The organism is Salinicola sp. LHM, from assembly GCF_034479735.1.
Lineage (GTDB): Bacteria > Pseudomonadota > Gammaproteobacteria > Pseudomonadales > Halomonadaceae > Salinicola > Salinicola salarius.
The window spans coordinates 489,510-504,316 of the sequence record NZ_CP140261.1 but is presented as its reverse complement, the minus strand read 5'-3'; the positions used below and the strand labels follow the sequence as shown (position 1 = coordinate 504,316).

Below are 14,807 nucleotides of genomic sequence, written 5' to 3'. Positions count from 1 at the left end.
GTCTCTGTTGTGGGGAGGAGGAAGCATCACGATGGCATTTTTACCCGTGAAGGACACACCTGATCGCTACGGCAGAATCAGCCGATGGTTACACTGGGGAATCGGCGCGCTGCTGCTTTGGCAACTTGGCGGGATGGCAGCAAAAATATTATGGGGACACCCCCAGTGGGTACAAGCCTGGCTTTCGACCCATCAACCCCTGGGCACGCTGTTGATGGGCTTGATTGTACTTCGCGCACTTTGGGCACTGTTCAACTTACGCCACCGCCCGGCTCACGTCGGCAAGCTGGCCAAAATCGCGACTTTTTCGCACTTATTGCTCTATCTGCTAATGCTGGGAATACCGGCTCTCGGGCTCTACATGACCTGGCTCGGTGGTCAGCCATTCGCACCTTTCGGCATACCTCTATTCGACGGCCAAAGCGCCCAGGGCGCTCGGATGATGCTGGCTCGTCAGTGGCATGTCTGGCTGGGCTGGGCCCTGCTGGCGCTGATTGTCGGTCATGCCGGTATGGCACTGCTTTGGCACGGTCTGATACGCCGGGATGGTACTCTTAGCCGCATAGCGGGGCCCCGGCGCCGCTGATCTAGCGTCAGTTCGAAGCAAGATTTCGAAGATATTCGGATGAAATAATTGGTAAAGCTCCCTGTTTCCAATCTTTTGATCCTCTTGAAGAGTCGATGGATCGGACCGAAAATACTTGTCGGACTCAGGGAGACTCATGCAGGAAACCATGAATGCCGTCTCATCGTCATAGGTGTGACGTATCCATCATGGTTTGAGGGATTCTAGTCGGTGTCCTTTATAATTCGATAGTTTGCATATGGATCCCGTGCGATCGTGTTAGACAGTGCGGCCTTTCCCGATCGTTATGTTCGTCAAAATGCAGGACAAATGCAGCTATCATTCGGAAATTGGAAGATTCACTCGCCAAACAAGCTAACCAGTGCCGCCCTGCTGGTCGGTTCTTCAAGATTTATCTGCTGGCAACACGGCATCCCCTTCCCTCTACCGGCTACCGGCTACCGGCTATAGAAATATCATTTCCTATGCACCAAACCTTTTCAGGCATTTTAAACACCGTTAGTGGCCTGAATCTTCGAGCAGATTCGAGAAACGTTCGAAATACAGAGAGGCGATAAAGAAACAGAGCTTAACATAAGTGGTGCTATCATAGGTCGGACGAGGTGTAGTGGCATGAACATCTGAAGATCTATCTAATTTGGTGAAAGGATTGCAATGTGATAGAACAAGCAGAACCGCAAAGCAAACATTCACTTAGTGCAATTGACTTACGCCACCCCATTACCGGATTCGCTTTTCAAGTTTATCCATCAATATTCGTATCGTTTTCAGCTCCAGTTCAGATTCGTCGCACATACTTAGGCTGTACCAACTTTTAGGAGATTGTCATGAACCGTGGAATTCAAGCATTGACCTTAGCGCTTGCCGTAGCTATCACTGCCCCCGCCTTTGCGGCTCCGGGACATCAAGATACAGCGAACAAGATATTACAAGAGGGTATCTCTTCTACCCAGCAGTTAGCGAGCACCTCCGTTCGCTACCAAGTCCCGGTTGATCGGGCTGGGAAGCTTTACTTAAGCAGCGAACATCTTGCCAGCGATTCAGGCCAATCAATGGTAATCGAAGCTGCATTATACAACTCTGCTGATCAGCTACTAGCTAGCGACACTGACAACAGTGGACACTTCATGATCACCGAGGACGTAACACCGGGGCAGTATTACCTTGAGATAAAAGGTTCTGCACTGGGCAGTGTCAACGAGTCAAACAGTCGTTACAATATACACATGGGGTTTGAATAACCAACAGAAAAGCAATAACCAAATCAACGCACCAGGCCCTAAACAAAGGGCCTGGCCGTCACGTTATTTGGTAAATTCTTTTGCAAAATAACAGTCAAAAAAGTATCCATGTACGTGATGCAGCCTAAGAAACAGTAGACTAAGCTCTTTCCAGATAATGAACACTAAACAGAGCGGCGTCATCGACCCACTGAGCTCTCGCTGGAAAGCCCGCACGCACAGCTAAAACCTGGAATCCCTCGATCGTGTATTTATAGGAATTCTCAGTATGTAGCATCTCTCCCGTCTCGAAACGGAAAATTTCGCCAGCCACCTCGATCTCCTGGGCAATATCGCTGACCAAGTGCATCTCGGTACGCGATTGCGCTTCGTTGTAAAACGCCAGAGGCGAAAATGAACTGCGGATCGAGATCGGCCTCGACTTCGCGGCACGGCCGCTCGAGCAGATTGAGGTTGAGGGCCGCCGTTACCCCCGCTACATCGTTGTAGGCAGCATTGAGGGTTTTGGTGTCCTTGATCAGATCGACGCCGATCAGCAAACCACTATCCACAGGCAGCAATGAGTGCAGGCTGTGCAGAAATGACTCCGCTTTCTGCGGTGTGAAGTCACCGATGCTCGAGCCGGGAAAGAAAGCCACCGGATGATCGCACGCCAGCCCCTTGGGCATCGCCACGCGCTGCGAAAAGTCAGCACAAGCAGCATGAAGGATAGTCAGCGGCGAGACGTCGCGTACTATCCAGCAGGAAATCACGGGAAATATCCATACCCAGATAGCTCGTCGGTCGCACCGCCTCGAGCAACAGGCGAACCTTGCGGCTCGCTCCGCTACCCAGTTCGATCAGCGTGGCATCCCGGCCCACCACATTGGCGATGTCATCGGCGGCATCGCGCAGGATCGCTTCTTCCGCGTGTGGGATAATACTCAGGCTGTACGCAGATCTGGTCGAACAGCTCCGAACCACGCCGATCGTATAAAACAAGGGCGATGCCATCTTGGGGGCCGACCTCAGGCCTCGAAGCAACTCGTCGCGTAGCGATTTAAAGGCAACCGGAGGTTGCTCAGACTGCTGACGAACCCACCGATTTCGGTGGGTTCGTTGTTTTCAGGATGGCACTACCCACACCGTCGCCATGCAATCGGCATAACGCGCTGTTGCGATGTCAGCCGAGAGAACACGCCCTGAGGGCTCTGATACGCCTTCAGGTAGCTCAAAATCGCGCTAAAAAGCCGGCGCCATCGCGCCAGCGCTATCTTCTTGAGGTTTTGGCACGCGGCGGCTAGCAGACACTGCTCTCTCACCCGCTTTAGCCCACGCATTCGCGCATAGCGATGCCCATGTAGCTGTTTGGCATCGGCGAAGCTGCGCTCCACCGTTTCTTTCCTGCGTTTGTAGAGCTTCTTGCCCGGCTCCGTCAGCCGTCGGGCATCCACCCGATCCTTGTCGTCCTGCCACACATGTCGCGTGACGGTTTTGATCTGTTTAGCGTTACGGGTACAGGATGCGAGTCGAGGGCAGTCCCGGCAGATTATGGGGTCGCTGCGATAATGGCGGTAGCCGTTGCGATCGGTCGTGGCGTAGGTCAGGGAGTGGCCTTCCGGGCACTGATACGTGTTGCTCTGCGTTTCATAAGTGAACAGTCGCTTCGGCAGATAACCCTTGAGTTTGCTGGGTCGGCGATAGCCGATGACGCCGTAGAGACTGCGCGCTTCCAGCCCGTGGCAGATGGCGGCCGTGAAGTAGCCAGCATCGAGGCCGACACCGATGGGGTTGAGTCCGAAGCGCTGGCACTGATGATCGAGTCTTGCCAGATAGGGAACACTGTCATGCACGCTCGCCGGCGTCACATGGGTATCGGTGATGATGGCGCATTTGCCGTCAACGGTGCGGTGATCCAGGTAGAAGAAGCCGGTAGGCTTGCCGTCGCGCACCATGTAGCCGCTATCGGGATCGGTGAGGCTGATCTTCTTCTCGGTCGTCGCCGGTGCCTTGGCACGCGGCGTCAGGGCTTTTTTCCCTGCTGAGCGCGATCCTCCTCGACCGCCACATCCAGCGCTTCCCAATAATCTTGCGTGCTCGTTTCGACTTCGCGTCGCTCGAGGCGATGCTTGTTGGCGTTGGCCTTGAGATGGGTGCTGTCGGTGTACAGTACCTCGCCGCCGACCAGTCCCTGCGCGATGGCCTGCTCGACCACGGTGTCGAAGATCTCCTGATGGATCGTACTGTCGGAGAACCGGCGGCGCCGGTTCTGACTGATCGTCGAGGCGTCGGGTATCTTGTCGGTCAGTCGCAGCCCCAGAAACCAGCGATAGGCGACGTTGACCTGGATCTCGCGCATCAGTTGGCGTTCGCTGCGAACGCCGAACAGATAGCCGATGAACAGCGCCTTGAACAGCAGTACCGGATCGAGTGCGGGCCGGCCGTTATCGGCGCAGTAGAGATGACGCACCCTGTCGCGAATGAAGGTGAAGTCGAGCGCGGCATCGATCTGGCGCAGGAGGTGGTTGTGGGGAACCAGCTCCTCGAGCGTGACCATCTCGAGTTCATGTTGTTGTGGGGAAGGATCTTTGAGCATGTCGGCAGCTGCAGCGAAAACGGGTCTGCCAATAACAACAAAGCTCCGGCGAAGACGCCAGAGCTTTGTCAGCAGTCTGGGCAACCGGAGGTTGCTGATCGTGGAAACGCACGGCTGTTGCCGTGTTCGACATTATGGTCACGCCTCCCTTGCCAGGCGAAATCCCGAGAATGCCCAGCGGGCATGAGGCGGGAAGAAGTTGCGATAGGTGACGCGGACGTGATCGGCCGGCGTCGTACAACAGCCGCCTCGCAACACCATCTGGCCGGACATGAACTTGCCGTGGTATTCCCCCAGACTGCCCGGCAACTTGCGAAACCCCGGATAGAGACGATAGGCGCTGCCCGTCCACTCCCAGACATCGCCGAACACCTGTCCCGGGGCGCCTGTGTCCCCGCCAGCGGCGACCCGGCGCCTATGGTGGCAAGCCGGCGGTCGTGTCTCCCCAACCGTCTAGATCGCCGATTTGACGTAACGGCACCCAATGTTGTTTGGGTCACCGACATCACCTACATCCGCACCCACGAAGGCTGGCTCTACCTGTCGGTGGTTATCGACTTGTTCTCGCGCCAGGCCGCGGGCTGGTCGATGAAGCCACGCATGACAACGGACCTTGCCTTGGATGCCTTGCTGTCAGCCGTCTGGCGGCGGAAACCCCAAGGGATTGTCATGGTACATTCGGACAGTAAGACTACAAAGTGCCAGGTGTTCCTGGGTTGATCTAACGCTCACAGTGATCGATCTATCCTGAAGACCTGGTGCCGTGAGTGTTCTCGGGTTTCCTGACCCGCATTCCGATCGACCATGGCCAAGTGTCTTTCCCTGGACCTGTCGGTTACCCGGGAACATCTAACGGCGAGGTTTCGCCTCGTCGAAGCATGTGACCCAAGAAGGGCCTGACAGCCTGTCTCGTTACTGTCGTGTCCAGGCTATCGAACTCGGTGAAACCATCCTGAACCGATAGTCTGGAGACCCGCCATGAACCAGCAACACAGTGACCGCCCTGGCATTGTCGGCGGCGTTGATACCCATAAGGATCTGCATGTGGCCGCGGTCGTGGATGCCCATGACCGCGTTCTTGGTTCCGCCGGTTTTCCGACCACCCGGCATGGCTACAAAACGATGCTGACTTGGATGCGCTCCTTCGGCGAGATCAGCCGGGTGGGTGTCGAATGTACCGGCACCTACGGAGCTGGCCTACTGCGCTACTTTCAGCACACTGACATCACCATTCTGGAGGTTACGACGCCCGATAAGAGCGTACGGCGCAAGCGTGGCAAGAATGACACCCTCGATGCGGAAAACGCCGCCCACGCGGCCTACGCAGGAATTCGCACTGTCACGCCGAAGACACGTGACGGCATGGTCGAGGCCTTGCGCGTGCTGAAAGTTTGCCGGAAGACTGCAGTCGAGGCTCGTCGTGTGGCGCTCCAGATGATTCAGACCCAGGTGATCTCAGCGCCAGAGGAACTGCGCGACCTACTGAGAAAAATGACGCGGATGCAGTTGATCCGGACGCTGGCAGCATGGCGACCCGACCTGAGCGGGTACCGAGATATTACGATGGCCTATCGTATCGCCCTGAAGTCCCTCGCTCGCCGCTACCTGGAGCTGCATGACGAGATCGCCGATCTGGATATCATGATCAAGGCCATCGTCGATGAACTGGCACCCGAATTGGTGTCGCGGACTGCGGTAGGCTACGAGTCGGCAGGACAATTACTGATCACGGCGGGCGACAACCCGGACCGCCTCGGCTCAGAAGCCAGCTTTGCGGCGCTATGCGGTGTCAGCCCGATTCCTGCCTCGTCAGGAAAGATGCAGCGGCACCGGCTCAATCGGGGTGGCGATCGGGCCGCCAATAGTGCGCTGCATATCATCGCCATCGGGCGACTACGCCTGGATGCCATCACGCAGGCGTATGTCTCGCGACGGATGGCGGAAGGACACTCCAAACTGGAAGCTATCCGCTGTCTGAAACGCTATATCGCCCGGGAGCTGTACTATGTGCTGCGCAACCGCCATCGTGAGATCCGTCAAGCACAAATCGCCACTTGACACTTAGAAGGGCGTCCAGGGCGGTCAATATGCGAGCCGAGTCTTCCGTCAGCGACTGTGGCGCTACCGGATACAACAGAGCATGAGCCGTCGTGGAAACTGCTGGGATAACGCACCGATGGAGCGGCTGTTCCGCAGCTACAAGAGCGAGTGGATGCCCGCGATCGGCTATCTGTCAGCACAAGAGGCTTTACGAGATATCAGCTTCTATCTGATGGAGCGCTACAACCGACAGCGACCCCATCAGTACAACGGCGGCATGTCGCCCGCACGAGCGGAAGCAACACTCAATTCACTGTCCGGAATTAGTTGACCACTACAGTGCGCAAGGGCCTCAGAAAGGAGCTGAAACCGTCCCAGAGCCGGACTCTCAAGGGAGACCGGAAAATCCTGCTGAAACGCGCTCACGAAGTCTCAGACCGGGAGCGCCTCATCATGGAGACCTGGACAGGCGCGTTCCCGCAACTGCTGGCCGCCTACGAGCACAAGGAGCGCTTCTACGGCATCTGGGACGCCACCACACGGCTCCAGGCAGAAGCCGCCCTGGACGAGTGGATAGCCACCATCCCGAAGGGCCAAAAGGAAGTCTGGAGCGATCTGGTCAGGGCAGTGGGAAACTGGCGCGAAGAGACCATGACCTACTTCGAGACGGACATGCCCGTCACCAACGCTTACACGGAGTCCATCAACCGACTGGCCAAGGACAAGAACCGTGAAGGGCGCGGTTACTCCTTCGAGGTGATGCGGGCACGAATGCTCTACACCACGAAGCACAAGAAGAAGGCACCGACTGCGAAGGTCTCTCCTTTCTACAAGAAAACCATCGGTTACGGACTGCCGGACTTCGCAGAGGAACTCAACTACGGAGTCGATCTATCAACCATCTGAGGGTGGTATCAGATTGATGGGGTGAAGGTGCCCCATCAACCATTAAATCCGTATACCCCATATTACTGATAACGCAACGAATTTTACTGGGCGCCTCGTCTATCTCTGATATATCCCGTTCAAACTCCGATGTCGAAATATATTCATTCTTATAGGTTAAACGGAACGAACCCATGTCTTCCCAATGCCAACGCTGCGCTCAAGCCTGACTGCACCGGCTCGATACCGGCTTCGACCTCCTCGAGCAATAGCCCTTGAGCGGCCAGCGCCTGCAGGCAGACCAGCACCGGTACACCCTGCTGGCGCAGGGCGTTCCACCAGGGCGCGTTGGGGTTTTCCTCGAGTGACGGCTCGGCAATCCGCTCGCGATAGGCTGCAGATTTCAACACGCATGGCGTCGCCGGCCCGGCAACGACGACCACGGCGCGACACGCCACCTCGGCCTGTGACATCAGATTAAGCGTTCGCACCAGCCGCATGACACCGCCATGCACTCGATCCGTCGCATCGGCCGCACTGGAAATCTGAAAGAGCCCATGACAGGTCTCGCCGGGCGCGGGAAGCCACTGATCGACCGACTGCCCCACGGGCAGCGGTGAACCGGGGATCGCCAGTTCGGCATTACCGGGTTTGCCTCGAATCAGCCCCAAAGAGTCGAGCCACTGCGATGAGGGGTAATTGTGCATTTTGACCTCCGCTTAGATATCATAAAAAGAATAACGATATTCAATAAATGAATATACGCTATCGACAGCGATAGCAATGGTTCATTTTCAGCTCATCCCCATGGGCCAATCTGTCGCCATCGAATCAGGAGCGCAGCCGATGCGGGCAGGAGCGAAGGGGAAGTCAATGCGGTCAAGGCGATTCCGGTGGATCATGATGCTGGCATTGCTCGGTGTCGCCACGCTGTCCATGGCGCAGGATCCGTTCGGGCAACAGAGCGACTTCCTGCCGCCGGATCAGGCCTTCGAACCGACGCTGATACAAGACGGCGACGAGGTGGAAATCGACTGGCAGATCGAGCCCGGTTACTACCTCTATCGCCACAGCTTCTCTGCTCAAGCCGATGAGCGCGAACTGTCGCTCGATATCCCCGAGGGGGAGACCATCGAGGACGAGTACTTCGGCCGGTCCGAGATCTACCGTCATGCGTTGAGCATGACCACGCAGCCCGGGGAAGCCGATACCCTCACCCTGCGTTGGCAGGGTTGCGCCGATGCCGGCCTCTGCTATCCCCCCCAGCAGCGAACCTTCGATCTGGAGTCCGTCGCAGATGCCTCGGGGGGCAGCACCACCGACGCGAACGCGCTGGAAACGGATGCCTCGGCCGATGCGCCGAACGCGTCATCTGCCACGCCATCGTCTGCCGCACCGAGCCCCACCACTCAGACCCAGACAGACGTGGCGATGGCGGAAGATCAGCAGCTGGCGGCGCAGCTCGCCGGCGGCAACTGGATCTGGACGCTGGCAGCTTTCTTCGGCATGGGGTTGCTGTTGACCTTCACGCCCTGCGTGCTGCCGATGATCCCCATCCTCTCCAGCCTGATCGTCGGCCAACGTCGCAGCGGCAAGAATCCACGCGCCGCCGGCTTCGTGCTCTCGCTCGTCTATGTTCTGCCCATGGCCGCGACCTACGCGATACTGGGCGTGGCCGCGGCCATGGCCGGCGCCAACCTGCAGATGCTGTTCCAGAATGTCTGGTTCATCGGCATCTTCTCGGTGCTGTTCGTGGTGCTGGCGCTCGCTATGTTCGGTGCCTTCGAGCTCGAACTGCCGCGAGCGCTGCATCAACGCCTGGATGCGAGACTGTCGAAACAGCGCGGTGGCCGACTCAAGGGCGCCGCTGTCATGGGGGTGCTCTCCGCCCTGCTGGTCGGCCCCTGCATGACCGCTCCTCTCGCCGGCGCTCTGCTCTTCATCGCCGAAACCGGCAATCCGTGGCTGGGCGGTGCGGCGCTGCTCGCGCTGGGCCTCGGCATGGGCGCCCCGCTGGTACTGATCGGCACGGCCGGCAGCCAGTTGCTGCCCAAGCCTGGTGCCTGGATGACGCGCGTCAAGGCACTGTTCGGCTTCGTGCTGCTGGGCATGGCGATCTGGTTCGTCGCCCGAATCCTCTCGGATGCCATCGTCCTTGGCCTGTGGGGCGCGCTGGGCCTGGGCGCCGCGATTTCTCTTGTGATCATGGCGCGGGGCAACGGCACGGGTAGCATTCTGCCTCAGTTCGCCACCGCCAGTGCCGCCATCATCGGTCTGTGGAGCGCCTTGATCCTGATCGGTGCCGCCGGTGGCGCCGACGACCCGTGGCGGCCACTGTCGGTCTACGTCCCGAGCGGTGTGGCAGCGACCTCCCAGGACGCCAGCGGGTCCGGGCCTATCGCGTTCGACGATGTAAAGGATCTGGCGACGCTCGAACGCCGTATCCAGGCAACCGCCAACGGCGGCCAGATGACACTGGTCGAATTCACTGCGGACTGGTGCGTCTCCTGCGAGGTCATCGAACAGGAAGTGTTCAGCGACCCGACCGTCAAGAATGCGCTCCGGGACGTGCAGCGGCTGAGTATCGACGTCACGGATTACGACGCCGAAGATCAGGCGATCATGCAGCACTTCGGTGTCGTCGGCCCGCCGACCCTGATGTGGTTCGGCCCCGACGGTCAGGAGCAGCGCAGCGCCCGCATCATCGGTGAACTGGATGCCGAGGCCTTTCTCGACCGCTATGCGCAGGCCAGACAGAGCGCCAACGAATCCACGGAGGGCTGACCATGAATCCGCTCGATCGCAGTATCGCCCTGGGCCCCCTAGGCGTGAGTCTGGGTCAGCTTCTGCTGGCCCTGGCCATGATCGTCGCCCTGATCGTGGGTGCCTGGATGGGCCGCCGTCGGCAGGTCAGCGTCGGCGATCTGCTGTTCAATGCGTTGCTGATCGGCGTGATCGGTGCACGAATCGTTTTCGTGGCCCGCTACTGGCAGAGCTACGACACGTTCTGGTCCTGGCTCGATATCCGGGATCGCGGGTTCGAGTCGCTGGCGGGGCTGGCTATCGCTTTCGTCTATCTGGCCTGGCGTTTCTGGCGGCAGCCGGCCATGCGCCGCCCGTTGGGTACAGCGGTGCTAGCGGGTGCATTGGCGTGGTCGATGACGGCCGGCGCGCTGGCGCTGATGGCGCCCCGCGGCGCGAGCCTGCCCTCGATCCCGTTGGCGGCTCTCGATGGGTCAACGGTGGCCCTGCCCGCCGTGCTGCAGGAAGCCGATCGGCCCATGGTGGTCAATCTCTGGGCGAGCTGGTGCCCGCCCTGTCGTCGCGAAATGCCGATGCTGGAGCAGGCCCAGCAGGCGCGGGACGACGTGTCGTTCGTGTTCGTCAATCAGGGCGAGAGCGTCGACGCCGTGGAGACGTTTCTGCAACGAGAGTCCCTCGCGCTCGATCATCTCTATCGCGATCCGGACATGACCTTCGGTCGGGAAGTGGGGGCCATGGCCATGCCGACCACCCTCTACTACGACGCCGACGGCCAGCTCGTCGATACCCACTTCGGCGAGCTTTCCCGAGCCACGCTCGATCGCAGTCTCGAGCGCTTTGCCCCCTGACGACCCAGACGCGCTTTCAACCCGAGCGCTTCACTCGACCTTCCCGCTAGACATTAACAGACGGAGACGACCACGATGCACGACCACGCCCCCCGAAGGATGCCACTACGGCTCGCGCTGCCCCTGGCCGCCGGTATTGTCCTGGCGGCAAGCCTCCCCGCCTTTGCCGAAGACTGGCCCGCACCGATCCAGACGCTCGAGCAGCAGGGCCTCACCATTCACGGCAAGTTCGACGCGCCCGGCGGGCTCAAGGGCTACGCCGCCAGCGTGCGCGGCCAGTCCGTTGCGGCTTATCTGACCCCGGACGGCGAGCATGCCGTCGTCGGTACGCTGATCGACGCGCAGGGCCGGGACGTCTCCGCCGAGCCGCTGGAACAGCTCGTCGATGGACCCAAGAATGCCGAGCTATGGAAGGCAATGGCGGGCCACCATTGGGTTCGCGAAGGCGATACCGATGCATCGCGCGTGGTCTACACCTTCAGCGATCCCAACTGTCCCTACTGCCGCAAGTTCTGGCAGGACGCTCAGCCCTGGGTCGAAAACGGTGATGTCCAGATTCGTCACCTGATGGTGGGGATTCTGAAAGCGGACAGCCCCGAGAAAGCCGCCGCGATCCTGGCCGCCGACGATCCCAGCGCCGCGATCGCCGAGCACTATCGCACCGGCGCCATGCCGAACAGCGAGGGAACCGATCAGAGCGAGCAGTGGGTCAGCGACAACACGCAAGTGATGCGCGACGCCCAGCTGTATGCCACTCCGGTGATTTTCTATCAGGACGACGATGGCGAGGTGCACAAGGTCATGGGCGCACCCACCCCGGACAAGCTGCACACCATCATGGGTAGCGACTCGCCCTGAGCTTTCCTGTCCACCCCTGCTTATCCACCTCCTGCTCACCCGTCCTTACTCATCCGCACGGACGAATCAGGCCAGGGGCAGTGAGAGGGTGACGCGCAGCCCGATACCGTCGCCGGAGGTGAGCCGCAGGCTCCCGCCAGCCCGGGTAGCGATCGCCTCGACGATGGATAACCCCAGGCCGCTACCCTGAGGATGATTGCCGCGATGAAAACGCTCCGTCAGGCGGGCGATCTGCTCGGGCGGAATGGTTTCGCCCTGGTTGAAGATGTCGATCACGGCCAAGCCGTTCATCCGCTGCGCTTCAATCTCGATCGGGGTGTCAGGCAAACCGTGCCGCATGGCATTCTCGAGCAGATTGCGCAGCGCAATCACCAGCAACTCCCCGGATAGCGCGACATGAAGTCGGTCGACTGATGCGCGCCAGTGGCACCGTTCACGACTGCCCGTCTCCACCATCGCAGCCTCCAGGGCCTCTCCCAGCCGCGTAGGGTCGACACACCCCCGCGCGACCTCATCGCTTTCCATGCGTGCCAGCAACAGCAACTGGTCGAGCGTCTTCGTCAGCCGCCCCACCCCCGCCTCCGCCTGCTGCATCGCCTGTTGATGGGGATCGCCGCCGACGCGTCGCGCAATCTGAAGATGGGTCCGAATCGCGGTCAGCGGTGTGCGCAGCTCATGCGCGGCATCGTCGGTAAAGCGCTGCTCCAACTCCAGCATGCGCCGGGTGCGCGCAAGCAGGGTGTTGAATCCATCGATCAGTGGGCGAATTTCCCCCGGCAAACCGCGGATCGGCAGTGCCGAGAGATCGTCGTGATCGCGTGACATCAGGCGCCGCTGCAGCCTCGACAGCGGCGACAGACCCCGGGTCACGCCCCACCACAGCGCGATCAGACTGCCGATCGAAGCAAACAGAAAGGGATAGAATGCGGCACGGCGTACCTGGGCCAGCAACGACTCCCGCTCACGCAGGCGATCCGCCACGGTGATGCGCTTGTCGTCGTCGACCAGGGTATAGACGCGCCAGCGCTGGCCGTTGTGATCGCGGTAGCTGTAACCTTCGTCATCGACTGCGAGAACATCGTTCATCTCCGGGTGCGTACCCGCCACCACCTGACCGCGCAGCGACGACACGCGGCAGGCGACGCCCTCGAGCGCAGGGATGGTCGACGTCTCGCCCATTTCTCCATCCCAGGCCGCCGCCGGCACGCGATCGAGCAGGCCGGCCACCATTCGCGCCGACTGTGCCAGACGCTGATCCAGCGAACGCTCGAGCTGGGTCGAGAGATCGCGCATCGACCACGCCGCCGTCAGCCCCCACAGCAGCATCAACGTGATCCCAAGCGTAGCGACGAGACGCAGCCGCAGGCTCATGAGGGCGTATCGCCATGCAGTCGCTCGTCGGCGGGAAGCGCACCGAGACGGTAGCCGACGCCCCGGACCGTCTCGATCACTTCGCGTCCCAGCTTGCGACGCAACTGGTAGATATGCACGTTGAGGGCGTTGCTCTCGATCTCGTCATCGATGCCGTAAAGGCGATCCTTCAACTGGTCGGCGCTCAGGATCCGCCCACGCGCGCGCATCAGCGCCTCCAGCAGCATCAGCTCGCGACGCACCAGCGCCACCGGTGCGCCATCCAACGTCACGCTGCGAGCGACGGGGTCCAGCGCCAGGCGCCCGTGGCGAAGGGAGCGGTCGACCTGCCCGGCGCTGCGGCGCAACAGCGCCTGCAGCCTTGCCGTCAACTCATCCAGATCGAACGGTTTGACCAGATAATCGTCGGCTCCGCCCTGAAGCCCTTCGACACGACTGGCAACGGCGTCTCTCGCCGTCAGCATCAGTACCGGCATGGCAATACCCGCACGACGCCACTGTTGCAGCAGCGTCAGACCATCGCCATCGGGCAAACGGCGATCGAGCACCGCGGCATCGTAGTCGATTACGGACAACGCCCCGCGTGCACCGTCCAGCGTGGTCACGATATCGACGACGAAGTCGCTCAGCGCCAGTCCCGCTTCGATGCCTGCCGCCACCGGTGCATCGTCCTCGACGAGCAATACGCGCATGTTTATTCCGTTTTCTACCCGATCCATTCCCGCCACAGTCTGGCGGACGGCGATGATGTCAGGATGAGTTCGCCCTTCAGTGAGCGGGGGAAAGCCGACGCGCCAGCCACCACCCGGCCACCATGGCGATCAGGAACAGCGCCAGCGGCCAGCTCAGCCCCGCCAGCGAGGCGACCGCCGGTCCCGGGCAATACCCTGAAAGCCCCCACCCGATACCGAAAAGTGCGGCACCACCCAGCAGTCGGGTATCGAGGTTACGGCGGGTGGGCAGCTGGAACCGGGATTCGAACAGCGGCATCTGGCGTCGCCAGACGAAGCGATAACCGATGAACGTGGTGATGACCGCTCCGCCCAGTACGAAGATCAGGGCCGGATCCCAGGCGCCGGCGACATCGAGAAAACCGAGGACCCGCGCCGGGTCGGTCATGCCGCTGATCGCCAGGCCGAGACCGAACAGCAATCCCGCCAAATAACCTGCCAGCATTTTCATGGCGCGCCTCCCAGCCAGTGACGCGACACGAACACGGTCAGCATGGCAACCAGCACGAAGACGAGCGTTGCGGCCATCGACCGGGGCGACAGACGCGCCAACCCGCAGACCCCGTGCCCGCTGGTGCAGCCGCTACCCAGGCCAGTGCCCAACCCGACCAGCAGGCCGGCGATCAACATCGTCGTCAGCCCCCTCGTCGGAGCACCGATCATCGCCCCGCTGTCGCCTGCCACATTGCCCCAGTCCAGACCAGCCAAGATCAGCAAGGCCGGCCCGGAGATGAGGCCTAGCAGAAACGCGACACGCCAGGGCCTGTCCGCACCGCGCTCGAAAACCAGCCCGGAGAGGATCCCGCTGATACCGGCGATCCGTCCCAGCAACCCCATGAGCAGCGTGGCGGAAAGTCCGATGAGAACCCCGCCCAGCAACCCCTGCAACGCACTCAACGTTTCCATCTC

General features: G+C 60.5%; 14 protein-coding genes and 5 pseudogenes. 9 read left to right on the top strand and 10 right to left on the bottom strand.

From position 1 onward, the window contains the following. Nucleotides 1-31: 31 nt before the first annotated feature. The gene (locus R5R73_RS02480) at nt 32-586 is read left to right on the top strand and encodes a cytochrome b (protein ID WP_322528659.1); all 555 of its coding nucleotides are present in this window, start codon (nt 32-34) and stop codon (nt 584-586) included. Nucleotides 587-1,413: 827 nt separating this feature from the next. Further along, nucleotides 1,414-1,827 carry a hypothetical protein gene (locus R5R73_RS02475; protein ID WP_164673685.1) on the top strand — a complete coding sequence of 138 codons (414 nt, stop codon included), beginning with the start codon at nt 1,414-1,416 and terminating at the stop codon, nt 1,825-1,827. A 139-nt stretch (nt 1,828-1,966) separates the two neighbouring features. Here the strand turns inward: R5R73_RS02475 and R5R73_RS02470 are convergent, their stop codons facing one another. The 5 genes and pseudogenes from R5R73_RS02470 to R5R73_RS02445 form a co-directional block, all read right to left on the bottom strand. Further along, nucleotides 1,967-2,176, bottom strand: coding sequence for an L-histidine N(alpha)-methyltransferase (locus tag R5R73_RS02470; protein WP_299259584.1), 210 nt, complete (start codon nt 2,174-2,176; stop codon nt 1,967-1,969). After that, a pseudogene (locus R5R73_RS02465) lies at nt 2,091-2,767 on the bottom strand (L-histidine N(alpha)-methyltransferase). Before R5R73_RS02465 ends, R5R73_RS02470 begins: the two are co-directional and overlap by 86 nt. A gap of 175 nt (nt 2,768-2,942) precedes the next feature. After that, nucleotides 2,943-4,133, bottom strand: a complete 1,191-nt coding sequence (locus R5R73_RS02455) for an IS1182 family transposase (protein WP_322529550.1) — start codon at nt 4,131-4,133, stop codon at nt 2,943-2,945. Next, nucleotides 4,079-4,363, bottom strand: a pseudogene (locus R5R73_RS02450) (transposase); the annotation flags it as partial. The gene R5R73_RS02455 and the pseudogene R5R73_RS02450, both read right to left, overlap by 55 nt. 177 nt (nt 4,364-4,540) lie before the next feature. Then, a complete protein-coding gene (locus R5R73_RS02445; protein ID WP_416221212.1) occupies nt 4,541-4,774 on the bottom strand; it encodes an SUMF1/EgtB/PvdO family nonheme iron enzyme in 234 nt (77 codons plus the stop codon). Between the two features lie 26 nt (nt 4,775-4,800). Between R5R73_RS02445 and R5R73_RS02440 the strand changes: the two are divergent. From R5R73_RS02440 to R5R73_RS02425, 4 genes and pseudogenes are all read left to right on the top strand, one after another. Continuing rightward, nucleotides 4,801-5,086, top strand: a pseudogene (locus R5R73_RS02440) (DDE-type integrase/transposase/recombinase); the annotation flags it as partial. 294 nt (nt 5,087-5,380) lie between these two features. Then, nucleotides 5,381-6,460: an IS110 family transposase gene (locus R5R73_RS02435; RefSeq protein ID WP_322528658.1), complete on the top strand. Its 1,080-nt coding sequence runs from the start codon at nt 5,381-5,383 to the stop codon at nt 6,458-6,460. Nucleotides 6,461-6,476: 16 nt separating this feature from the next. Beyond that, nucleotides 6,477-6,773: pseudogene (locus R5R73_RS02430) on the top strand (integrase core domain-containing protein); the annotation flags it as partial. Between the two features lie 8 nt (nt 6,774-6,781). Next, a pseudogene (locus R5R73_RS02425) lies at nt 6,782-7,348 on the top strand (ISL3-like element ISPpu12 family transposase); the annotation flags it as partial. 149 nt (nt 7,349-7,497) lie between these two features. Here the strand turns inward: R5R73_RS02425 and R5R73_RS02420 are convergent. Continuing rightward, the gene (locus tag R5R73_RS02420; protein WP_322528657.1) at nt 7,498-8,034 is read right to left on the bottom strand and encodes a DsrE family protein; all 537 of its coding nucleotides are present in this window, start codon (nt 8,032-8,034) and stop codon (nt 7,498-7,500) included. Nucleotides 8,035-8,227: 193 nt separating this feature from the next. Between R5R73_RS02420 and dsbD the strand changes: the two genes are divergently transcribed. From dsbD to dsbG, 3 genes are all read left to right on the top strand, one after another. Next, nucleotides 8,228-10,111, top strand: coding sequence for a protein-disulfide reductase DsbD (dsbD, locus tag R5R73_RS02415; protein WP_322528656.1), 1,884 nt, complete (start codon nt 8,228-8,230; stop codon nt 10,109-10,111). A gap of 2 nt (nt 10,112-10,113) precedes the next feature. Further along, nucleotides 10,114-10,938 (top strand): prolipoprotein diacylglyceryl transferase family protein, encoded by an 825-nt coding sequence (locus R5R73_RS02410; protein WP_322528655.1) that lies wholly within the window; start codon nt 10,114-10,116, stop codon nt 10,936-10,938. Between the two features lie 75 nt (nt 10,939-11,013). Continuing rightward, nucleotides 11,014-11,796, top strand: coding sequence for a thiol:disulfide interchange protein DsbG (gene dsbG, locus R5R73_RS02405; RefSeq protein ID WP_322528654.1), 783 nt, complete (start codon nt 11,014-11,016; stop codon nt 11,794-11,796). Between the two features lie 66 nt (nt 11,797-11,862). Here the strand turns inward: dsbG and R5R73_RS02400 are convergent, their stop codons facing one another. The 4 genes from R5R73_RS02400 to R5R73_RS02385 form a co-directional block, all read right to left on the bottom strand. Further along, on the bottom strand, nt 11,863-13,167 hold the full coding sequence (locus R5R73_RS02400; protein ID WP_071232028.1) for a HAMP domain-containing histidine kinase: 1,305 nt from the start codon (nt 13,165-13,167) through the stop codon (nt 11,863-11,865). Continuing rightward, on the bottom strand, nt 13,164-13,859 hold the full coding sequence (locus R5R73_RS02395; RefSeq protein ID WP_071232027.1) for a response regulator: 696 nt from the start codon (nt 13,857-13,859) through the stop codon (nt 13,164-13,166). Before R5R73_RS02395 ends, R5R73_RS02400 begins: the two co-directional genes overlap by 4 nt. A gap of 76 nt (nt 13,860-13,935) precedes the next feature. Continuing rightward, entirely contained in the window at nt 13,936-14,349 is a 414-nt protein-coding gene (locus tag R5R73_RS02390) for a DUF6691 family protein (protein WP_071232026.1), read from the bottom strand. Then, a complete protein-coding gene (locus R5R73_RS02385) occupies nt 14,346-14,804 on the bottom strand; it encodes a YeeE/YedE family protein (RefSeq protein ID WP_071232025.1) in 459 nt (152 codons plus the stop codon). Before R5R73_RS02385 ends, R5R73_RS02390 begins: the two co-directional genes overlap by 4 nt. Nucleotides 14,805-14,807 lie beyond the last annotated feature (3 nt).

Excerpts from the sequence above, each read along its gene's own strand:
- R5R73_RS02480 (WP_322528659.1), top strand. The coding sequence starts at position 32 with ATGGCATTTTTACCCGTGAAGGACACACCTGATCGCTACGGCAGAATC.
- R5R73_RS02475 (WP_164673685.1), top strand. The coding sequence starts at position 1,414 with ATGAACCGTGGAATTCAAGCATTGACCTTAGCGCTTGCCGTAGCTATC.
- R5R73_RS02470 (WP_299259584.1), bottom strand. The coding sequence starts at position 2,176 with ATGCACTTGGTCAGCGATATTGCCCAGGAGATCGAGGTGGCTGGCGAA.
- R5R73_RS02435 (WP_322528658.1), top strand. The coding sequence starts at position 5,381 with ATGAACCAGCAACACAGTGACCGCCCTGGCATTGTCGGCGGCGTTGAT.
- R5R73_RS02420 (WP_322528657.1), bottom strand. The coding sequence starts at position 8,034 with ATGCACAATTACCCCTCATCGCAGTGGCTCGACTCTTTGGGGCTGATT.
- dsbD (WP_322528656.1), top strand. The coding sequence starts at position 8,228 with ATGATGCTGGCATTGCTCGGTGTCGCCACGCTGTCCATGGCGCAGGAT.
- R5R73_RS02410 (WP_322528655.1), top strand. The coding sequence starts at position 10,114 with ATGAATCCGCTCGATCGCAGTATCGCCCTGGGCCCCCTAGGCGTGAGT.
- dsbG (WP_322528654.1), top strand. The coding sequence starts at position 11,014 with ATGCACGACCACGCCCCCCGAAGGATGCCACTACGGCTCGCGCTGCCC.
- R5R73_RS02400 (WP_071232028.1), bottom strand. The coding sequence starts at position 13,167 with ATGAGCCTGCGGCTGCGTCTCGTCGCTACGCTTGGGATCACGTTGATG.
- R5R73_RS02395 (WP_071232027.1), bottom strand. The coding sequence starts at position 13,859 with ATGCGCGTATTGCTCGTCGAGGACGATGCACCGGTGGCGGCAGGCATC.
- R5R73_RS02390 (WP_071232026.1), bottom strand. The coding sequence starts at position 14,349 with ATGAAAATGCTGGCAGGTTATTTGGCGGGATTGCTGTTCGGTCTCGGC.
- R5R73_RS02385 (WP_071232025.1), bottom strand. The coding sequence starts at position 14,804 with ATGGAAACGTTGAGTGCGTTGCAGGGGTTGCTGGGCGGGGTTCTCATC.